Annotated in this window: 14 protein-coding genes; 8 read left to right on the top strand and 6 right to left on the bottom strand. The window is 75.1% G+C overall.

All coding sequences use genetic code 11. The features are described from left to right. The first annotated feature begins 12 nt into the window (after positions 1–12). Positions 13–2,010 (top strand): DUF2264 domain-containing protein, encoded by a 1,998-nt coding sequence (locus AB0O82_RS26665; RefSeq protein WP_363586469.1) that lies wholly within the window; start codon positions 13–15, stop codon positions 2,008–2,010. Positions 2,011–2,019: 9 nt separating this feature from the next. Continuing rightward, positions 2,020–2,814: a TIM barrel protein gene (locus AB0O82_RS26660; protein ID WP_363586468.1), complete on the top strand. Its 795-nt coding sequence runs from the start codon at positions 2,020–2,022 to the stop codon at positions 2,812–2,814. A gap of 77 nt (positions 2,815–2,891) precedes the next feature. Here AB0O82_RS26660 and AB0O82_RS26655 read toward each other — a convergent pair whose 3' ends face one another. Further along, positions 2,892–3,956 carry a substrate-binding domain-containing protein gene (locus AB0O82_RS26655; RefSeq protein WP_363586467.1) on the bottom strand — a complete coding sequence of 355 codons (1,065 nt, stop codon included), beginning with the start codon at positions 3,954–3,956 and terminating at the stop codon, positions 2,892–2,894. A 341-nt stretch (positions 3,957–4,297) separates the two neighbouring features. On the opposite strand from AB0O82_RS26655, the gene AB0O82_RS26650 reads away from it, so the two are divergent. After that, on the top strand, positions 4,298–11,863 hold the full coding sequence (locus AB0O82_RS26650) for a LamG-like jellyroll fold domain-containing protein (RefSeq protein ID WP_363586466.1): 7,566 nt from the start codon (positions 4,298–4,300) through the stop codon (positions 11,861–11,863). A gap of 198 nt (positions 11,864–12,061) precedes the next feature. Here AB0O82_RS26650 and AB0O82_RS26645 read toward each other — a convergent pair whose 3' ends face one another. Next, positions 12,062–12,733 (bottom strand): DUF3592 domain-containing protein, encoded by a 672-nt coding sequence (locus tag AB0O82_RS26645; RefSeq protein WP_363586465.1) that lies wholly within the window; start codon positions 12,731–12,733, stop codon positions 12,062–12,064. A gap of 69 nt (positions 12,734–12,802) precedes the next feature. Beyond that, on the bottom strand, positions 12,803–13,810 hold the full coding sequence (locus tag AB0O82_RS26640; protein ID WP_363586464.1) for a LysR family transcriptional regulator: 1,008 nt from the start codon (positions 13,808–13,810) through the stop codon (positions 12,803–12,805). 471 nt (positions 13,811–14,281) lie between these two features. Between AB0O82_RS26640 and AB0O82_RS26635 the strand changes: the two genes are divergently transcribed. Next, positions 14,282–14,860, top strand: coding sequence for a DUF5994 family protein (locus AB0O82_RS26635; RefSeq protein WP_363586463.1), 579 nt, complete (start codon positions 14,282–14,284; stop codon positions 14,858–14,860). A gap of 30 nt (positions 14,861–14,890) precedes the next feature. Here the strand turns inward: AB0O82_RS26635 and AB0O82_RS26630 are convergent, their stop codons facing one another. Beyond that, positions 14,891–16,738 (bottom strand): APC family permease, encoded by a 1,848-nt coding sequence (locus AB0O82_RS26630; RefSeq protein ID WP_363586495.1) that lies wholly within the window; start codon positions 16,736–16,738, stop codon positions 14,891–14,893. Positions 16,739–17,337: 599 nt separating this feature from the next. Here AB0O82_RS26630 and AB0O82_RS26625 point away from each other — a divergent pair. Next, positions 17,338–17,829: a DUF5994 family protein gene (locus AB0O82_RS26625; RefSeq protein WP_363586462.1), complete on the top strand. Its 492-nt coding sequence runs from the start codon at positions 17,338–17,340 to the stop codon at positions 17,827–17,829. A gap of 57 nt (positions 17,830–17,886) precedes the next feature. After that, entirely contained in the window at positions 17,887–18,138 is a 252-nt protein-coding gene (locus AB0O82_RS26620) for a hypothetical protein (RefSeq protein ID WP_363586461.1), read from the top strand. A 42-nt stretch (positions 18,139–18,180) separates the two neighbouring features. Here the strand turns inward: AB0O82_RS26620 and AB0O82_RS26615 are convergent, their stop codons facing one another. Then, complete coding sequence (locus AB0O82_RS26615) at positions 18,181–18,615, bottom strand: ribonuclease domain-containing protein (protein WP_363586460.1); 435 nt, start codon at positions 18,613–18,615, stop codon at positions 18,181–18,183. Between the two features lie 120 nt (positions 18,616–18,735). Between AB0O82_RS26615 and AB0O82_RS26610 the strand changes: the two genes are divergently transcribed. After that, the gene (locus AB0O82_RS26610; RefSeq protein ID WP_363586459.1) at positions 18,736–19,185 is read left to right on the top strand and encodes a DUF2809 domain-containing protein; all 450 of its coding nucleotides are present in this window, start codon (positions 18,736–18,738) and stop codon (positions 19,183–19,185) included. A gap of 7 nt (positions 19,186–19,192) precedes the next feature. Here AB0O82_RS26610 and AB0O82_RS26605 read toward each other — a convergent pair whose 3' ends face one another. Next, the gene (locus tag AB0O82_RS26605; protein WP_363586458.1) at positions 19,193–19,975 is read right to left on the bottom strand and encodes an SGNH/GDSL hydrolase family protein; all 783 of its coding nucleotides are present in this window, start codon (positions 19,973–19,975) and stop codon (positions 19,193–19,195) included. A 220-nt stretch (positions 19,976–20,195) separates the two neighbouring features. On the opposite strand from AB0O82_RS26605, the gene AB0O82_RS26600 reads away from it, so the two are divergent. Then, positions 20,196–21,089 (top strand): MBL fold metallo-hydrolase, encoded by an 894-nt coding sequence (locus AB0O82_RS26600; RefSeq protein WP_363586457.1) that lies wholly within the window; start codon positions 20,196–20,198, stop codon positions 21,087–21,089. Positions 21,090–21,227 lie beyond the last annotated feature (138 nt).

Genomic DNA, 21,227 nt, shown 5'->3' with positions numbered 1-21,227 from the left:
GAGCCCCGGGCCATGGAGGACACCGCCGTGCTGCTGCCCCCGGAAGACCACGCCCTCAGCCCCCGCACCGGCTGGACCAGAGCCCACTGGGAGGCCGCCGCCGACGGGCTGCTCGACGCCGTCCTCCCCTGGGCCGGCCCCGGACACGCGCTGATCGACCTCCCCGGCCCCCGGCCGAGCTGGTCCGGCCGCCGCTCCGACGCCCTCGAAGGCTTCGCCCGCACCTTCCTCCTCGCCGCCCTGCGGATCGCCGGCGCCGGCGGCGCCGACCCCCACGGCCTGCTCGACCGCTACGCCGCCGGACTCGACGCCGGCACCCGCCACCCCACCACCGCTCGCGACCTCACCGACGACGACCCGGCGTCCTGGCCCGTCGTCACCGACCGCGGCCAGGCCATGGTCGAGGCCGCCGCCATCGCGTTCGCCCTGCGGCTGACCCGCCCCTGGCTCTGGGACCGCCTCCCCGCCGACGTCCGGACCAGAACTGCCCGGTGGCTCGCCGAGACCCTCCACCGCACGCCCAACGACAACAACTGGTGGCTCTTCCCGCTCGCCGTCGGCGGCTTCCTCGCCGAGGCCGGCATCGAGGAGCACGCCGCCCGCGCCGCCGTCCGGCGCGGACTGGACCGCGTCGACCGCTTCTACCTCGGCGACGGCTGGTACACCGACGGCCGCCCCCGCGCCTTCGACCACTACAACGGCTGGGCCCTGCACCTCTACCCCGTGCTGCACGCCCACCTCGCCGACGACCGCGCCCTGCTCGCCGAGTACGGCCCCCGGCTCGCCGCCCACCTCGCCGACCACGCCCACCTGTTCGGCGGCGACGGCGCGCCGGTGCACCAGGGCCGCTCGCTGATCTACCGGTTCGCCGCCGCCGCCCCGCTCTGGGCCGGCACGCTCACCGGCCACACCCCGCTCACCCCCGGCACCACCCGCCGACTCGCCTCCGGCGCCCTGCGCCACTTCCTCGACCGCGGCGCCACCGACCCCGACGGCCTGCTCACCCTCGGCTGGTACGGCCCCCACCCCCCGCTCGTCCAGCCCTACTCCGGCCCCTCCTCGCCCTACTGGGCGGCCTCCGGCTTCCTCGGCCTGTTGCTGCCCGCCGACCACCCCGCCTGGACCGACCGCGAGGAGCCCGCGCCCGCCGAACGCCGCGACACCGTCCGCGTGCTGCCCGGCCCCGGCTGGCTGGTCCAGTCCACCGCGGCCGACGGCCTGGTCCGCCTCCACAACCACGGCAGCGACGACCAGCCCGCCGACCGCGTCCACCCCGACGACCCGCACTACGCGCGGCTCGCCCACTCCACCGCCACCGGCCCCGTCCACACCGGTCCGGCCGACAACCACCTCGCCCTGCTGGTCGACGGCGAACCCACCGAACGCGGCCCGATCACCCCGCTCGCCACCGGCGACGGCTGGGCGGCCTCCACCCACCGCCCCCGGGCCGGCGGACACCCCCTGCCCGGCGTCACCGTCACCTCGCTGACCCTCGCCCACGGCGCCGACGAGGTCCGCGCCCACCTGGTCGTCGGCGCCCCGCCCGGCACCCCGCTGCGCGAGGGCGGCTGGGCCGTCGCCGGAGACCACCTGCCACCCGCCCGGCCCGGCACCGCCGCTGCCTCTGCCTCTGCCACCGCGACCGCCCACACGCTGGACGGCCGGCTGCTGACCAGCGAACTGCGCGCCCTGCACGGTTACACCGCCGCCCGCACCAGCCCCGTCCCGGACGGCACGGCCTTCGGGGCGGACGCCGCCCTGCCGGTCCTGACCGGCGCCACCGGCGGGGCCGTCCACCTGCTGGTGTGCGCAGCCCGCCTCACCGCAGCCCGCCTCACCGCCGCCGCAGGCGAGCTCCCGCCGCTCGGTGGCCCGACGGCGGACGTGGCGGCCGCTCCCGACGAGGCCTACCGGCTGCGGGTGCGGTGGGCCGACGGCACCGTCCACGAGGCGGAGCTGTCGCCGGGAGCGGCCTTCGCCCGCCGACTTCCGCCCGGCGACCGAACCTGAGGAGCACCCGTGCCACTCGCCCTGTCCACCCTCGGCCTGCCCGATCTGCCGCTCGCCGCCGCCGCGCGCCTCGCCGCCGACCACGGCTGGCACGGGCTGGAACTGCGCTGCGCCCCGGGCCAGCCGGTCCACCCCGGCCTGACCGCCGACGAGCGGCGCGCCGCGGTGCGCGCACTGGCGTCCACCGGGACGGTTCCGCTCGCGCTGGCCTCCTACCTCGGCATCGCCGCCCCGGGCGCGGACGTCCCGCTGCTCGCCGACCTCGGCGGACACCTGGAACTCGCCGCCGACCTGGGCTGCCCGGCCGTCCGGGTCTTCCCGCGCGGCGGCGCCGCGCCCGGCCCGGCGGCGGCTGACGAACGGGCTGATGAGCGCGCCGCCCGGCGGCTGGCCGCCGTCGCCGGCCGCGCGGCCGCGCTCGGCGTCCGGGTCCTGGTCGAGACGCACGACTCGCACCCGACCGGCCGCGACCTCGCCCGGCTGCTCGCCCCCGTCGACCACCCGGCCGTCGGCGCCCTGTGGGACCTCCAGCACACCGTCCTCGGCGGGGAGCCGCCGCAGGCCACCCACCGGGCGCTGGCCGGCCGGCTGGGCCACGTCCAGGTCAAGGACGTCGCCTCGGCCGCCGACCGCACGCCGCTGCCGCTCGGCGCCGGCACCCTGCCGATCGCCGCCTGCCTCGCCCTGCTGCCGGCCGACGCCTGGGTCTGCTGGGAGTACGAGGCGCCGTGGTACCCCGAGGCCGCCCCGCTGGCTCCGCTGCTCGGCGTGGCCGCCGTCTGGCTGGCGGGACTGCGGCGGTAGCGCTCCCCGGCCCGGCCCATGGGCGGACCGCCCTGCGAAGGTGGCAGCTGGACGGGCCCCCGGCCGGGGGCTGGGGTTCAGCCGCCGCAGGAGGTGCGGATGCGCAGGGCCGGGAGCAGGGAGATCCGGTGCACCGGCAGATCGGGCCCGGCGGTGAGGCGGCGCAGCAGGAGGCCGACGGCGGTCTCGCCGACCGCGCGGGTCGGCGGGGCGACGGCGGTCAGCGGCGGGGCCGCCAGGGCGGCGAACACGTCGTCGTAGGCGATCAGCGCGAGGTCGTCGGGCACCGCGAGGCCGCGGGCGCGGAGCAGCGGGAGCAGCTGGATCGCGTCCTGGTCGTTGTGGATGAGGGCGGCGCGGACGCCGTCGGACACGGCGTCGGCGATCAGCCCGGCGAGCCGGTCGGAGTCGGCGGGGCGGCCGTCGTCACCGAGGGTGTCCAGGACGGGCAGGGCGGCCAGTCCGAGCAGCCGGGTGCCGTGCTGGTAGCCGGCCCGGACCTCCCGGGCCGTCCAGGAGTCGCCGCGGGCCGCGAGCAGGACCCGGTCGTGGCCGAGGTCGGCGAAGTGGCGCAGCGCGAGGAGGACGCCCTGCCGGTGGTCCGAGCCGACGGAGTCCAGGCCGGCGCCGGGGCCCCCGTACTCGGGCGCGCCGCGTTCGACCAGGACGGCGGGCACCGGCAGGTCGTCCAGCCAGTCGTGGGCCTGCGCGGGCCGGCCCGGCAGGAGGTTGGGCGCGAGCAGCAGCCCGTCCAGGCCGGACTCCAGCAGCCGTTCGGCCTGCGTGCGGTCGTCGCGGGCCTCGTACGGGGCGATGCCGAGGACCAGCCGGGCGCCCGCCGCCGTCGCGGCGGCCCGGGCTCCGTTGATCAGCTCGTCGAAGTACGACCCGACGGAGGGCACGAGCAGCCCGAGGGCGCGGGTCCCGCCCTCGCCGTCCGTTGGCTTCTCCGGTGTGCGCCGTACGACGAATCCGTGTGAGCGCCCCACCCGGCCGGCCTCGGCCAGCGCGGCGACGTCCCGCCGCACGGTCACCGCCGGAATGGCGAGCCGCGCCGCCAGGTCGGCGAGCCGCAGGGGCCCGCTCGCCTCGCCGACGGCCTTGAGGATCAGGTCCCGACGTTCCTCGGCCGAGATGGTCATCGCCTGTCCCCCGTACTGCTCCGAACCGCCGCTGGTTGATCGGACCATATCTTTCGATCGACTTCCGATCAAGTATGACCGTGATGCCGCACCCGGTACCGCACCGGCCTGCCCGCGCGTCCACGGCGACGGCCCGCCCGGCCTGACCTCAGGCGCAGTCCTTCCGCCCGCCCTTCGCACTCGCGGGGAATCCGCCGCGCCCGTGCATGATCGGATTCCAGCCGCGCACTGGCGGAAAGCCACCTTGCCCACCCGTCACGTCGAGTGAGAGCGTCGACACGTTAAGTGTTGATCACCGGCCGTCGCGTTCCCGGCGGCCAACGGCTTGTGAGGTGGCGGGTTTGACGGAGGTTCAGCATCTGGCGCGGGTCTACAGCGACCGCTCCTATGTGCACACCACGACCGTGCGGCACCAGGGCAGCACGGTCGCCTTCGCGATGGACGACCAGCGGCGGATCGTCTACACGGTCCTCGACCTGTCGCAGCACGACGAGGCGCGCGGGGAGGCGGATGCGGCGTACTGGTCGGAGAACCCGCTGCCGCTGCCGTTCCCGGCGGAGCTGGCCCGGGTCGGCTACGCGGTGGCCGGTGCGGTGCGGATGCCCGTGGTCAAGCGCGGCGGGCGGGTCGAGGCGGATCCGGCGGAGCGGCTCGGCGACGACGAACTGGACCCGTTCCTGTCCAGCACGGCCAGGCTCGGTGCGGCCGCGCCCTTCCACGTGGTCTCCGACGGCACCCACCTGTACGTGCTGCGCCAGTCGATCCGGGCCGACGACGCGGACGCGGTCTTCCGGCTCGCCGACGGCACCGGCTCCTCGGCCGACCCGACCCGCACCGACTACCTCGCCGGCGGCGGTGCGGGCCGGACGCCGGTGGTCGACGCCACGCTGCTCTGCGACCGGTTCCTGCTGGTCGGCGGCGAGTTGAAGCCGGTGCTGGAGGTCCGCTACCGCCGCAGCCGGCACAAGGGCCGCCCGGACTCCGCGAAGGACAGCCTCGGCACCCGGGACATGGAGGGCCGGGCGTTCATCGAGCCGACCCAGGAGCTCAACTTCGTCCGCAACCTCTCCCGCGGCCGGTTCACCGCCCTGCTGGTGCCCACCGCCGTGCACGGCAGGGAGCGCTGGCAGATCTTCGCGCACAACGACGCCACCGCCCGGATCGACGGCTTCAGCGTCGAGCGCAGCCGCGACGGGCTGTTCAACACCCAGGGCTCGCAGGCCTGGACCAGCCCCGACGAGCGCTACCGCGAGGCCGTCTACGAACCCGCCCCCGGCACCTGCCCGTTCACCGGCCGGCCGCTGGTACCGGCGGTGAGCGAGAGCGGCCACGCCGAGACGGCGCTGCGCTTCGACGGCGTCGACGACGTGGCCGAGCTGCCCGCCAACGCCCTCCAACTCGCCGACGCGGACTTCACCGTGGAGTTCTGGGCCCGGCGCACCGCGACCGGCGGCCGGGAGGACTTCCTGATCGGGCACGGCGCGGCCGCCGGCGCCCGGCTGCGCAGCCTGCACATCGGCTTCCGCTCGGACGACACCTTCGCCTTCGCCTTCTACGCCGACGACCTGAACGTCGGCCGGCGCACCAGCGACACCGACTGGCACCACTGGGCCTGCGTCTTCGTCCGCGCCACCCGCGAGCAGATCGTCTACCGCGACGGCGTCGAACTCGGCCGCCGCACCACCGACATGCCCTACGCCGGTCTCGGCCCGCTGACTCTGGGCCGCGCCCTCGGCTCGTTCGGCCGCGCCGAACTGGACGAGGTCCGGATCTGGAACCGCCCCCGCAGCGGCGACGAGCTGGCCGCCGACCGCGGCCGCCGCCTGATCGGCAACGAGCCCGGCCTGGCCGTCTACTACCGCTTCGACGAGGGCGCCGGCGACACGCTGTACGACCAGACGGACAACGCCCGCAACGCGGCTCTGCGCGGCGGGCCGGCCTGGATCACCTCCGAGGCCCCGATCGGCGACAACCCCGGGGTGCGCCGCGACAGCTTCGCCTTCACCGGGCGTACGGTGGTCTCCGGCCTCTCCGCCGTCCTGCACCACCAGCAGGAGGCCTCCCCGGCCGGGTACGACGGCGCGGCCAAGCCCGTCAAGCGCCAGGCCCGGGTGCTGCTCGCCTGCGCCACCGGCGGGCCCGACCCGGTGAGCGGCAAGGCCACCGACGATGCCTACCTCGCCACCCTCGACCTGGGCGTCGGCGGGGACGGCCGGCTGGCCGAGATCCCGGACCGGGTGGCCCTGCCGGTGCTCGCCGCCCCCGACTCCAGCGGCGCCGTGGACGCCGTCGGTGACCTGGACGCCCAGGTGGCCAAGCTCGTCCGGGACGTGGCCAACTCCGAGGCGGAGATCGCCCGCCTCCAGCAGGAGACCGCCGAGGTCCCGGAGTTGGAGCGCCGGCGCGCCGAACTGCGGGCAGGCCAGGACGACGACGTCACCCTCTGGCGCTACCGGCTGCGGTTCAGGCTGCCCAAGGACGGCCGGGACCAGTACCTCGCGGTGGAGAACGACCGCAAGGACGCGACGGCCCCGCTGGTGCGCACCGCCAACCGGACGGCCGCCTCCACACTGTGGACCTTCGAATCCACCGGCACCAACCTCAACGGCGCCCCCTGCTACTTCCTGCGCAACGTCGACTCCGGTCTGGACATGAACCTCTCCGGCGGGAAGACCGACAACGACACCCCGCTGATCCAGTACCGCCGGGAGGCCGACAACGACGCCACCCACTTCGCGCTGGACAGCTGGAACGGCCGAGGCCTGGTGGTCCGCCGCAGCGGCAAGCTGGTCTGCGCCCGGGACAGCCAGGGCGACCGCATCGTGCAGTACGACTACGGGACGGTCAACGCCTCCGGCGAGGGCGTCATCGTGCTGGAGAAGGACGGCGCCTCCGGCAGGCCGGGCGCGAGTGCCGCCCAGCGGAACCAGCAGATCCTGGACATCGACAATCGGCTGCTGACACTGGGCGGAAAGCAGGACGCGCTCGCCCGCCACCGCCGCGACCTGCCGGCCCGGCAGGCCCTGCTGGCAGCCAAGCGCGAGGAGCTGGGCCGGCTCACCGGCGGCGTGCGCGGCTCCGACGACATCGCCCTGCCCATGTCCCAGCTCTCCGTCGACCGCACCGGCCTCAGCAGCTCCGGCGCGCTGCTCGCCTTCGCCCGGGGCAGTGACCGGCCGTTCCTGCTGGACAGCGCCACCGGCAGCCTGGTGCTCTACTTCCGGGGCGCCAACGGCCAGTTCTTCGCCGGCTACTACGACACGCAGGTGCTGCGCTCCTCCCGGCGGCTGACGGCCGGCGGCAAGGCGCTCGCCTTCACCGCCCGCGATGCCGCCACCGACCTGGCCGCGGCGGAGATCACCGTCGAGGTCGGCGACAACCCGGCCCAGGTCAAGCTGACCATCTGCCGGGACGGGCAGAGCGAGCAGTGGTCCCACCTGCCCCGCCGGGCCGAGGACTTCGCCGCCGTGGTCAACGGCGCGGCCGAACAGCCGGTGCCGATCGGCACCGTGCTGCGGATCGACGGCGGCGTGGTGGAGTTCACCGAGGGCACCCTCGCCCGGCTCGTCGGCCCCGGCTTCGTCACCGTCGGCGGCCACGGCTTCCGCTTCGAGGGCGACCACCCCGCCGGCAGCAAGTCGCTGAAGCTGGGCGCGGGCGCGGACCCGACGGTGCTGAAGCCGGGCATGGGCGTGCAGCGGGTGCGCTACGACCAGCGCTGGGCCACCGCCTCCGCGCCCGGTGTGGCGCTCTCGTCCGGCTCCCGGCTGGTCACCGTCGACCCCGGCGGCCTCGCCGAGATCCCGGTCGGCACCGCCGGCGACCTGCTGCGCGGCCACGGCGGACGCTGGCGCGCCGACATGCCCGGCCGCGCCTACGCCTTCGACGGGCAGGGGCGCTTCCTGACCCTGCCCGCCGAGCAACTGCCGCGGGCCGCCACCCCCGGTGACCTCACCCTGGAGGCCTGGGTGAACCCCGAGCGGGTCGAGGGCCCGGTGCGGCTGGTGCACGCCAACGCGGGCGACACCCCGTACGGCCTGGGGCTGCTCGGCGGCCCCGCCGCCTCGGCGCTGGCCTACGACGGGGTGAGCGCCGCCGCGGTGGTGCCCGGCGCGTTCGGCTTCGGCGACGGCGACTTCACCGTCGAGTTCTGGGCCCGCCGCACCGCCGTCGACGAGCGCGACCACTTCGTCCTCGGGCACGGCGGCGACCAGGGCCGCAACAACGAGAGCCTGCACATCGGCTTCCGGTCGAACGGCAAGTTCACCTTCGCCTTCTTCGGCGACGACCTGGACACCACCCAGCGGTTCGGCGACACCCAGTGGCACCACTGGGCCTGCGTCTTCGAACGCGGCACCAGCCAGCAGGTGGTCTACCGGGACGGCCAGGAGATCGCCCGCCGCACCGCGAGCGCCCCCTACCGGGGCCAGGGCAGGCTCTCCCTGGCGCAGGTGCCCTTCCAGGCCACCAAGTTCGCCTCCCTACAGATCGACGAAGTCCGGCTCTGGTCCAGCGCGCGCGGCGGCGACGACGTGCGCGCCGCGATGAAGCGCCGGCTCACCGGCGGCGAGACCGGGCTGCTCGGCTACTGGCTCTACTCCGCCCCGGCGGCCGGTGCGCAGCCCGTGCTGGCCGACCGTTCCGGCAACCAGCGGCACGCCGAACTGCGCGGCAAGCCGGGCCCGGTGCCCGCGCCGTCGCCGATCGAGGGCGGCCGCTACTGGGCTGTCGCCACCGTCGGCGATCGCCGGGTGGTCAGCCGGGAGACCTTCCCGCTGAGCGAGTGGAGCCACTTCGCCGCCGCCTACCAGCAGTCCTGGGCCGTCCGGTTGGACGGCGAGGCCTACCTGGAGGTCGCCGACGACGACGCCCTCGACATCGCCGACGACCTGACGCTGGAGGTCTTCGCCCGCCTCGACCGGCTCGGCGAGACCCAGGGCCTGCTCTCCAAGGGCCGCACCGCCGACGGCGCGGGCGGCAGCGTGCCGTACCGCCTGGCGGTGCTGCCCGACGGCAGGCTGGAGTTCGCCTTCGAGGAGCCCGAGGGCCGGGCCGTGCGGTACACCTCCACCGAGGGCGTCAAGGCCGGGGCGTTCCACCGGATCGCGGTGGTCCGCAAGAGCGGGCGCTCGATGCAGGAGCAGAAGGGCACCCGCCAGATCACCGCGGCCGGGGCCGACGGCAAGCCGGTGACCCAGAGCGTCGAGCTGGTCGAGTCGGTGGCGGTCCGCGAGTGGCAGGACATCCGCTTCCACCTGGACGGCCGGGAGATCGGCACGGCCCGCTACGAGGGCCCCGGCCCGCGCGGCAACGACGCGCCGCTGGAGCTGGGCCGGGCCCGCGACGGCTCCGTCGTGCAGCGGCTGACCGGCGTGCTCGCCGAGGTCCGGATCTGGGGCGCCGCCCGCGACGCCGCCCGGCTCGGCACCGCCGTCACCGCCCGCGACCGGGGCCTGATCGCGCACTGGCGGTTCGAGGAGAACGCCGGCGGCACGGCGGCCGACGCCACCGGCTCGCACCCCGCCCGGCTGCGCGGCGCCCGCTGGGTCCGCAACCCCGACCCGCGCGGCAGCGTCTTCCGGCTCTACCGCAACGGCGTCGCCGTGGCCTGCGACCCGGCGGGCACCCCCGGCGCCCCCGACAGCGCGGCCCTCGCCGACGCCGGCGACGCCCAGCTGACCCTGGGCGCGGTGATCAGGGGCGGCAAGGCCGCGGAGTCGTTGAACGGCGTGCTGGAGGAGGTGCGGATCTGGCGCACCGCCCGCACCCACGAGCAGGTGCTCGACAACCTCTTCACCCGGCTCAAGGGCGAGAAGGAGGACCTGGTCGCCTACTGGCCGTTCGACCGCGACTCCACCGAGCCGGACGTCGCCCAGGTCCGCGACGACGGCCTGCGCGGCAACCACCTGCGCCTGGGCGCCGAGGCCACCCGCCCGCGCACCGTCCTGTCCAGCGCGCCGGTCTCCACCGACACCGCGCAGGTCCGCTCGGCGCTGGCCGGCATGCGCACCCCGTTCCACGAGACCGTCTCCGCCGCCCCGGCCGTGGCCGAGTACGCCGACATGCAGTACGGCGCCCGCGGCGAGGCGTTCGGCGTCCTCAAGCGCGCCTACAGCTACCTGCGGGACGGGCGCTGGCACCTGGTCACCGGCTACAAGGTCGGCGAGCTGGTGAGCGAATGGGTCAGCCAGATCCAGTTCGACCCGCAGCTCGTCGGCTACGTGGAGGGCGCCCCGCCGGTCCCCTCGGAGAACCTCACCGCCGGGCTCACCGACCCCGGCAGCGACACCTTCGAGGGCGCCTCCTCCGTCCAACTCACCGAGGCCGAGCAGGTGGTGCGCTCGCTGTCCTCCGCCAAGGAGCGCAGCGTCGACGCCGCCTTCGGGTTCGCCCTGTCCAACGAGGTGGACGTCGACGTCTGGATGATCACCGCCCCGCTCGGCTTCGGCATCGCCAAGGCCATCGCCAAGGGCGGCGTCTCCGCCGGCGTGCGCGGCAACCTGGAGTTCTCCAACAGCTGGGCGGAGGAGACCTCCGTCTCCCAGGGCGAGAACACCGCCCGCACCACCAAGGTCTCCCTCACCGGCCACTGGGAGGACCCGGGCCGCCTGCTCAACCCCGCCACCGGCCGCCGCTACGTCCCGGCCAACACCGGCTTCGCCGTCGTGCAGTCCCAGACCGCCGACGTCTTCGCCCTGCGCCTGGCCCACAGCGGGGCCCTGGTCGCCTACCGCATCCAGCCCAACCCCGACATCCCCAAGGACTGGAACGTCATCCCGTTCCCGATCAACCCCCGCTACACCAAGCAGGGCACCCTCGACGGCACCGTCGGCTTCGACGAGCGTGGGAAGGTCGCCGACCCCGACTACCGGGGCACCCGCGAGCGCGGCGAGTACAGCTACTTCAAGCCCCGCGAGGCGTACGCGCTCAAGCGCCGCATCCAGCGCGACCAGCAGCGCCTGCACAGCTACTACGACACCGTCTCCACCGAGACCCACGCCCCCGACCCCACCGCCCAACGGGCCGGCCGGGTACTCGGCGGCGCGATCGGCACCGACGCCTCGCCGGCCCGCGAGCGGGGGACCACCGACAGCGCCACCGGCCAGGGCTTCTCCCGCCGGGACCTGGTCAACACCTACGTCTGGACCGCCGCCGGAGGGTTCTTCGCCGAGACCACCGAGACCACCGACGTGGTCAGCGAGACGACCTCGGGCTCGTACTCGCTGTCCGGATCGGTCGGCACCTCGGTCGGCACCTCCTTCCAGATCGCCGGCATCGGCATCGGCGCCCAGCTGGACGCCTCCGTCGGCGGCGGGATGACCGCCACCCGCGCCCGGGGCAAGGAGGCCACCCGCTCCTTCGGACTGAACGTGGAGGTCAACCCCGCCACCAACCTCCAGCGCTACGACCAGGACCGCAAGCCCGTCTTCGACCAGGACGGCCAACCCGTCAAGGTGCCCGGCAAGGTGGACGCCTACCGCTTCCTCAGCTTCTACCTCGGCGAGGACAGCGAGCACTTCGAGACCTTCTTCCACAAGGTCGTCGACCCCACCTGGCTCGCGAACGGCAACGACCCCAACGCGGCGGCGCTGCGCCAGGCCCGCCAGTCGGACCGCAAGCCCCCGTGCTGGCGGGTGCTGCACCGGGTCACCTTCGTCAGCCGGGTGCTGCCCGCCGTCCCGCCGGCCGGGGCGCCGCCGCTGGAGAAGGCCATGCGCCAGCTCGACGTGGAGAGCAACTACGAGCTCATCCGCCGCCTCGACCCGTACGTGAAGGGCGCCGCCACCGGCCTGCCCGAACTCGCCGAGGCCACCCGCTCCGCGCTCGCCGCCCAACTGCCGGAGTTGCTCCCGCACGCGGCGGACGTGACCGGCTTCCTCGCGCAGTACTACGGCGTGGACGCCTGAGCACCACCACCGTGGGCTGACCGGCACGCTCAAGGCCTCGCCGTCGGCGAGGCCTTGAGCGGTGTTCAGGCCTCCCTGCCCGCTCGCGCGCGGCCGTTGGAGCAGCAGGTCGGCCTGGAGCCTGCTGGTCACGCCGAGTTCGGTGTTGATCCGGAGACGATTGGTTGACACCCGCACCCGCAGGGGCCCGGTGCGGTGTCAGTAGTTCGCGGACTCCTCCAGGACCCACCAGGCCCACAGGCTGAACGGGGTGCCGATCCCGCCCACGACGACCGCGATCCACAGCGGCCAGTAGCCGCCGTCGGTGACGGGATCCCGCTGCGGGTGGACGGGATCGATCCGCACGTCGACCCGGTGCCCGTCGGGCCACTGCACGTCCGTGCCCTCGGCGGCGCGGTACTCGTGCCCGTCCGCCGTCCAGAGGAAGGTGCACTCGGTACTGGTGTCACCGCTGTTGTGGCAGCCGGTGACGGTGGCGGACACCCGCAGCGTGGCGTGCAGGTCGCGGTCGTGCTCGTGGAACCAGCCGCTGAGGGAGAAGGCGAAGCAGCCGGCGAAGGTGCAGAGCATCAGGGCGAGCATGGCGCCGTGGAACAGGGCGGCGACGGAGCCGGAGCGCGGGCTCTCGCCCAGGGCCGGCCGCACCGGTGAGGCCAGCGCCGCGAGTGCCGCCGCACCGGCCGCGCCGATCCAGCCGGTGTACCAGGGCGTGGATCCCCACGGCGTGCAGGCCGTCGTCACCGCGCCGACCAGCGTGGTGGCCCAGGCCGCCCGTTGGAGCAGACGCGTGGCGGCGCGCGCCCGGCGGCGCAGCCCGCCGGAGGGGGCAGGAGGAGGGGCGGGGGGTCGCTCGTCCGCGATGGTGGTCACCCGGCCACGCTGGCAGAGGGCCGGGCCGGGCACCAGCAAGCGGCGCTCACCCCCGGCGTTCAGCAGCGCTTACGGTGTCGCGACGGGCGGGTCGGCGGGTGTGTTCGGCTCGCTGGGGTCGACCAGGTGGCCGTTCACGCGCGGCTCACTCTCGGTCAGGCCCTGGGCCGCCAGCCGCTCGCTCGCCGCCAGCAGCGCGCTCTGCAGCGCCTCGGCCGCCGCCCGCACCGCCGGCGGCGCCCCCCACGGTCCGGTGCGGCGCAGCAGGCGCACCAGGTAGGTGCCCGGTACCGGCAGCGTGGTGACGGTGCCGGCGCCCGGGCCGATCAGGGCGGCGGCGTTCGCGGGCAGGATCGCCGCGCCCAGACGGGCGGCGAGCATGGTGTAGACGGCGAAGCGGTAGTGGGCGGTGTGCTCGACCAGGGGCACGATGTCGTGCCGGGCTGCCAGGCGTCGGAAGGCCAGCTGGCGGGGTGAGCCGGTCGGGGCGGCGATCCAGGGGCGGCCGGTCAGCTGGGCGGGGTCGGTGAGCGGGGGCCAGTCGGAGGGGACGACCAGGCGGTAGGCGTCCTCGAACATGACGCTCGCCTCGACGCCGGGCGGCAGCGGGGTGGGTTCCTGCCGGTCGTCCTCGATGACCAGGACGTCCAGTTCGCCCAGGCGCAGCGCGCGCAGGCCCTCCTGCCGTCCGGTCTCCACCAGGCGGGGGGCCAGGTCGGGGTGGGTGCGGGCGAGCAGGTGGACGGCGGTGGTGGCGAAGAACGTGATGGCGGGCGGCGGCACGCCGATGGCGACCGGGCCGGCGGCGGCGGCGCCGAGTGCGCGCAGGTCGCGGGCGGCGTCCTGGAGGGCCTGGCCGATCCGGTCGCCGTAGCCCGCCAACAGGCGGCCGGCGGCGGTCAGTTCGGCCCGTCCACCGGTGCGGTCCACCAGGGGGACGCCGACCTCGCGTTCCAGCCGGCCCAGTTGCTGGGACACCGCGGAGGGGGTGTGGCCCAGCGCGCGCGAGGCGCCCGCCACGCTGCCGGCATCGGCGATCTGGCGCAGGATCAGCAGCCTCTTCGGGTCGAGTTCCACCACTGTGCCGCCCTTTCGCCGCGCCCGGGGTCGAGGACGCCCATCCTGGCAGAGGCCGGACGCGGCGGCGGCGGCCGGGCGGCGGGCCTGCCGGTCGGTTTGAGGGCGAAGCCGTTCGCCGGGCACCTCTCCTCGCCCTTCCCGAAGGGCAGGCAGGCGCGCCGCTGCCCGTCGGCCGGCCGCTCCCGGCGCGAGGGGCGGGACTCCAGCGGGTCGTCCCACACGCCGCGTGCGCAAACAGTCACCGGCGTGCAGCCGGAACCATCCGATCGAAGCCGGGTGCTGGCTCGCGGCCGACGAATCGTCGGGAAAGCGCTGCTGCGGCCGCCATGCGAGGTCCGGGCCTGGCGGAGAGTAGCCTGGACATCACCGAAGGCACCTCGCATGCCGGGCAAGACAACTGGCGTCGTCTCCGGCGAACGACGATGCCGGATCCGGCCCGAGGCCGGGTCCGGGGACAGGTCTTCGATCATGACCACGACCCTCGATCGCGCGATGGCGCCCACCGCCCCGGTACCCGCAGCACGGCTCTCCCGGGTGCCCGAGGGCACCCGGCCCGGTCGGCTGGACGGCGCCTGGTGGCCCCGCTCGCGTGATCTTCTCCTCGAACTCCCTTCCCTCGCCGCAGCGTTGGACGGTCCGTGGGGGCGGGTCACCCGGGCCACCGTGAACCCCGCGCAGTGGCCGACCGTCCCGCACCGGGCCCCGGTCGCCGGGCACACCGTCCACGTGGGCTGGTTCACCGTCGAGCAGGACGAGCACCTGATCGTGGTCTGCTCGTACGCCCCGCTGCGGCTGAACCTGCTGGTCGTACCGCCGGAGACGGACGCCGTCACCGCCGAGCGGCTGATGGCCCGGGCGGCCGACCCCGCCGACAGCCGGACCGCGAGCGAACTGCTTGCCTCGGAGCCGGCCCGCGGCGCGACCGGACCGGAACCCGGTACCGACGTCCTGCCCTCGGCGGTCGTGCCCGCCACCGGCGCAGGCGAGGCCGGCCGGCGGGCGGACGTCGCCCGAAGCCGCGCCGCCTCCTGGCCCGCCGGCGCGTAGCGGTCCGGGTGCGGACACGCTGGACAGTCCTCAGACGTGGAACGGGACGGTGGTGACGACGATCTTCGGCAGTGGGCGGAGCGCCCTGCGCAGGCGGGGGGCGAGTCGGTTGTGCAGGAGGCGGTGGCGCCGGTGCCGTACGACGATCTCCGGGAGGACGACGGTCAGGGTGAGGTCCGGGCGCTGGTCGTGCAGGGCCTCGATGTAGTTGACCAGGGGCGCGACGATCGTGCGGTAGGGGGAGAGGAGGATCTTCAGGGGCAGGTGGTCGCCCCACAGGTTCCAGTACGCGCGGAAGCGCTGGGCCTCCTCCTCGCTGGCGCTGATGTGCAGGGCGAGGACGGGCTGGCGGAGCGAGGCGGCGTAGGCGAGGGCGCGCATGCCGGCCAGGTCCAGTGCGGCGATCGGCACGATCAGCAGCGGGTGGATCTCCTCGGGAGTCTCCTCGCTCTCCGCCTCGCGCTCACACTCCGCTTCCGCCTCTGCGGAGGGCGCGGGCGCGCCGTCCCGTGGGCGCGGGCGGGTGAGGGCGCGGCCGGGGACCTCGACGGCGTGCGGGTGCAGGGCGAGCGCCGCGGCGACCTGCTCGTAGTGGTGCCGGATCCTGGTGGCCACCAGGATGAACAGGCCCACCACGAGCGCGGCGAACCAGGCGCCCGAGGTGAACTTGGTGATCGCGGCGGTGACGAGCACGGTCGCCGAGAGCAGCGCGCCGACGGCGTTGAAGATCAGGCTCTTGCGCCAGTGGCGGTCGCGCAGGCGCCACCAGTGCACGACCATGCCGGTCTGCGACAGCGTGAAGGCGAGGAAGACGCCGACCGCGTACAGCGGGATCAGCGGCGCCGTCATGCCGTCGAACGCCGCGTAGATCGCGGCCGCGGCGACCGAGAGCACGACGATGCCGTTGCTGAAGGCCAGCCGGTCGCCCAGCCGTAGGAAGATCCGCGGCGCCTGGTTGTCGCGTGCCAGGAGGTAGAGGACGCGGGGGAAGTCGTTGTAGGCGGTGTTGGCCGCCAGGAGCAGGATCGCGGCCGTGGCGGCCTGGGTGAAGACGTAGCCGAAGCCCGGGCCGAAGGCGCGGTGGGCGAGCTGCGACAGCACCGTCTCCTGGGCGTCGGGGACGACGCCGTCGAGGTGGACCAGCGCGACCGTGCCGGCGAAGAGCACGATCAGCAGGCCGACCATCCAGGTCAGGGTGGTACGGGCGTTGCGCCACTCGGTGGGCTGGAAGGCCGGGACGGCGTTGGAGATCGCCTCGATGCCGGTCATCGCCGTCGAGCCGGAGGCGAAGGCGCGCAGGACCAGGAGCACGCCGACCCCCTCGGTCGCGGTCGACTGCGGAGCCGCGGTGGGCTGGAAGCCGTGGCCGGCCGCGTCGTACAGGCCGAAGGCGATGAGGGCGAGGATGGCGAGGACGAAGGCGTAGGTCGGTGCGGCGAACAGGGCGCCCGCCTGCCGTACGCCGCGCAGGTTCCCGGCGAGCAGCACGCCGATCACGGCGAGGCCGATCGGCACGGCGTCGCCCCGCAGCGAGGGGATCGCCGAGGTGACGGCCTCCATGCCGGAGGCGATCGAGACCGCGACCGTGAGGATGTAGTCGGTCATCAGACCGGCGGCCGCCGCCAGCCCGGGGAGGCGGCCGAGGTTCGCGGTGGCGACGATGTACGAGCCGCCGCCGTGCGGGTAGGCGCGGATCGTCTGACGGTAGGACACCCCGACCGCCAGCATCAGGAACGCGATCGTCGCGGCGATGGGCACCGAGTAGCGCAGACCGGCGGTGCCGGCCAGGACCAGGACGGCCAGCATCGCCTCGGGCCCGTAGGCGACGGACGAGAGCGCGTCGGCGGAGAGCACCGGCAGCGCCACCAGCTTGCGCATCCGCTCGTGCGCGATCGCGGTACTGCGCAGCGGGGCCCCGAGCAGCACGTGCCTGACCCCGGCGCCCGCCCGGCCGAGTCGGGAGGTCCGGGTGTCCTCGCCGCCCGCCTCGACGGGCGACGGCTGCCCGCCGACCGTGGCCACCCGCACGAAGCGGCCGAAGCGCACCGGCCGGATCTCGGAGGAGGCCGGAAAGCGGCCGAGCTCCGGGTCCACCGGCAGTGCCCGGCGCCACGCCTGCGGATCCCCGGCCGCCCGGCCCCATTCCCGGCCCACCCGGCGCAGGACCCCGACCTGCTCCCGGTCGAGGGCCGGCAGGGGGGCGTCGGGACTGGGCGCACCGCCCGCCCCCGCGCCACCGTCGTCATTCTTCGCATTCGACACAACACACAGTGTTACGCATCGCGGCTCCCGGTGACGCGGGGCCGGCCCCGGGCCGTCGAGCAGGGCCGCCCCTCCCCGCGCAGGCGTCCGCCGGCGCCCGTTCGGCCCCGGTGCGGTCGGAGTACCGTGGGAGGGCGGGGCGGCCCAGTTGCTGGAACCGAAGGGCCGGCCCCGTTCAGCGGGCCCGATCCGCGCCCGCGGAGAGGTGGCGAGCCATGTCGGACGATGCCGGTGCCCCGCACCCCGGGCTTCTGCCGGACCGCTTCCGGCAGGCGGTGAAACCGGGGACGGTCCTGCTGCGCCTGGAGACCACGCGGTCCCGCGAGGGCGCACTCGATGGCGCCTGGTGGCCGCGGTCACGGAACATCGGCGCCGAACTGCCCGGCCTGGTCGGCGCGTTGACCGAACACCTCGGCCCCGTGGTGAGCGTGGGCCTGGACGCGGACGCCTGGGACGAGGTGCCGGCCCGGATCGTCGTCGAGGGCCGGTCGGTGCGCATCGACCGGTATCCGGTCGGCGACGACACGGTGATCGTCACGCGGGGCGACCGTGATCACTTCAGTCTGCTCGTGGTTCCGCCGCAGGCGGGCCGGGAAGCGGCCCTGGCCTCGATGGCCCGTGCGGTCCGGGCCGGCGGTACCGACTCGGCGCGGCAGATCCTCCTGGCCACCGGCATCGGCTCCGAGCCCACGACCGAACTGCACTGACCGGACCGCACGGACCGGACAGCACCGAGGAACGGCCCCGGGCCGGAGGAGGTCAGGATGCGGCACTACCGATGGGTCCTGGAGACCCAGGACGACGACGGCGACTGGGCCCGGCAGAGCGGCGCGCCCATGCCGAACCCCCTGGAGTACGACGGGCCGCCCCAGCAGGCCGCCAACCACGTCCGGGAGGTGTTCGTGCGCACGCTCTCCCGACCGGCCCCGGGGCCCCGGGCGGTCAGGGTTCGGGTCTGGGGCGGGTCCGACGCCGTCGGCGAGCCCGAGGCCGAGACCGAGTGGTCACGCGAGTGACGTGCCCGGTCCCGGCCCACGGGCGGTGTCCGTGGGGTCGGATCAGGAGCATCCCGAGCTGATCTCGTGGAAGTTGGCGTAGTGGTCGTCGCTGTACCAGACGTGGTCGGTGGCGGGGTCGCGGACCAGGCGTTCGGCGTCGCGGTGCTGGCCGGGCTGGCGCGGGTTGACGTCGTACTCGCGGTAGTGGCCGTCCTGGGGGAGGTCGCCGCTGCGGTTTCCGTAGACGTTGCTGCCGCGGATCACGAAGGGGGAGCCGGCCACCGGGTAGTCCCGGGGGGCGTTCGCGGTCGGCCACTGCAGGTCGTGCCAGATGTGGCACGCCTCCTCGACCTGGGGCGGGAACTGGTCGACGGGCAGCGGGGGTTCGAGGATGCCGCGGACGATCCGCGGCGCGGGGTGGGCCGCGGCGGCGGCGCCGGCCGGAGCGGCGGAGGGAACGGTGACGGCCGTCAGGAACAGTGCGGCGGCGGCCATCCGGAGCAGGCTTCGGTGTGCGGTCACGCAGCGGCCAACGACGCCCGGGCGTCACGGATGCGGGAGGTCACCCGGACGGCCCAGCCCTGGACCCGGCGGCCGGGCCGTAGGGTGGGGCGGGTGGATGATCTCTGGGGGCGCCTGCGGGTGCGGGTGGTGCCGCTGCTGGCGGCCGGGGCGACGGTGGCGGCCGGGCTGGGCGTGCGGGCCGTGCTCGGCGGGGACGTCGCGAAGTACGCCGGGGACGCGCTCTACACGGTGCTGGTGTACGCGCTGGTGGTGCTGGTCGCGCCCCGTGTTCGGCCGGGGCGGGCGGCGGTGGTCGCGGCGGGACTGAGCTGGGCGGTGGAGCTGTTCCAGATCACCGGGGTGCCCGACGAGTTGGGGCGGCGCAGCGAGCTGGCCCGGCTGGTGCTGGGGTCGACGTTCAATCCGCCGGACCTGTTCTGGTACGTGGTCGGTGCCGCGTTCGCCGCGCTGGCGCACCGGGTGCTGCGGACCGCGAAGGCCGCGCGGACCGCGAGGACCGCAAGGGCTGCGAGGACGACCGCAGCACCCGGTGCCGCCTGACGTTTCGTCAGAGCGGAAGCAGGTCAGGCCGCTTGGCCTCGACGTGGTCCCCCGAGGACTCCCCGCGCAGCCGTCGGCCGACCCAGGGCAGCAGGTACTCGCGGGCCCACTGGAGGTTCTCGCGCCGCTGGTCGGCGGCGGACGGCTCCGGGGTGGCCGGCCAGGGCGCCTCCGGGTCCTGCTCGGTGCGCAGCCCCAGGGAGCGGGCGGCCAGCAGGGCGACCCGCTGGTGGCCTTCGGGGGAGAGGTGCAGCCGGTCCTCGCTCCAGGCCCGGCGGTCCTGGACGGCGCGCAGCGACCACAGGTCGGCCACCTTGCAGCCGTTGCGGTCGGCGACCGCCCGCATGTGCCCGTTGTACGTGGCGATCTTGCCGCGCAGGTGCTTGAACAGCGGTACGTCCCGGGTGTCGAAGCCGGTGCAGATCAGCACCGTCCCGGCGGAGGCGGTGAGTTGGACGATGGCCGCCTCGAAGCGCTCGGCGACCTCGTCCGGGTCGCTGCCGGGCCGCAGGATGTCGTTGCCGCCGGCGCAGAAGGTGGCCAGGTCGGGCTGGAGCCGGCGGACCTGCGGCACCTGCTCGGCCGTGATCTGGTCCAGCAGCCGGCCGCGCACCGCCAGGTTGGCGTAGCGGAACCCGCCCGGCGGCCGTCCGTCGGCGAGCAACCCGGCCAGGCGGTCGGCCCAGCCGGCGAAGGCGCCGTCGGCACCGGGGTCGTTCAGGCCCTCGGTGAAGCTGTCGCCGAGGGCGGCATACGAACTGAGGTCAAGGGTCTCCTGGAGGTTCGGCATGAAGGAGATAGTTCACCCATTCAAGTGACCTACGCCACCGTAGGTGACCCCGCCGGCACGTGAGATGGGCCACGTGCCCCACCCGGAATACAACCGGAGTGCAGAGCGGCGGCCCCCGGAAACCGCAAGATCCCGCCCCCCTTCCGCTTTTGGGCCCGCCCGGACGATGCTCGAAGAGCGCGGCCGGCCCGGCCGCCGTCCTTCCAGGGGGAAGACATCCATGGCTCTGAATCCGACCTCCGGTCTGTCCGGGCAGTGGTCCGTCGACGACCGCTGCACCAACTGCGACGTGGCCCGGCAGCTCGCGCCAGGACTGATCCGTGAGCGCGCCGGCCGCTCCGAGCTGGTCCGCCAGCCGCGCGACGAGGCCGAGCACCGCCAGCTGCTCGCCGCCGCCCACGCCTGCCCGACCCGCTCCATCCGGCCGGGCACCGGCCCGCTCGACCCGGCCACCGACCCCTTCCCGCTGGTCCTCGACGACGGCCTGCTGCTGCTCGGCCACAACTCCCGCCGCAACGCCGGGGCCAACTCCTACCTCTGCCGCCGCCCCGCGGGCTGGCTGATGGTCGACACGCCCCGCTACGCCGAGCCGCTCGCGGCCCGGTACGAGGCCCTCGGCCCGGTCACCGACATCCTGTTGACGCACCGCGACCACGCGGCGCACGGCCGGGCGTACGCCGACCGGCTCGGCGCCCGGATCTGGATCCACGAGGGCGACCTGGACGCCGCGCCCGACGCCGACCGGGTGCTGCGCGGCGTCGAACCGGTGGAGGTCGCCCCCGGCGTCACCGCCCACCCCTTCCCGGGCCACACCCGCGGCAGCGTGCTGTACCTGGTCGACGAGCGGTACTGCTTCACCGGCGACACCCTGTACTGGTCCCGCACCACCGGTGACCTGGAGGTGTACGACACCGTGACCTGGTACTCGATCGAGGAGCTCTCCGCCTCGCTGGACCGCAGCCTGGACGCGCTGCGCTTCGAGTGGCTGCTGCCCGGCCACGGCCAGCGGCACCGGATGCCCGCCGAGGAGGCGGCGGCCCGGCTGCGGGCGCTCGCCGGCCGCTGCCGGGGCCTGCGGCCCGCACCGGTGGACTTCGGCGCGGTCCGCTGGTGACACCTCGGCGCGGCCCGTCCTCGTGACGTTCGGCGCGGCGCGTCCCCACGACGCTCGGTGCGGTCCGTCCCGTGGCGATCGGCCGCGCGTGCGCCGGAGCCCGCGCCGGGTGCGCGGGGGCCTGCGCCCGCCGGGGGC

Origin of the sequence: Kitasatospora sp. NPDC088264, from assembly GCF_040685715.1 — a bacterium.
Classification (GTDB): Bacteria; Actinomycetota; Actinomycetes; order Streptomycetales; family Streptomycetaceae; genus Kitasatospora.
Note: the sequence above shows the minus strand (reverse complement) of the source record. Positions and strands in the feature narration are given on the sequence as shown.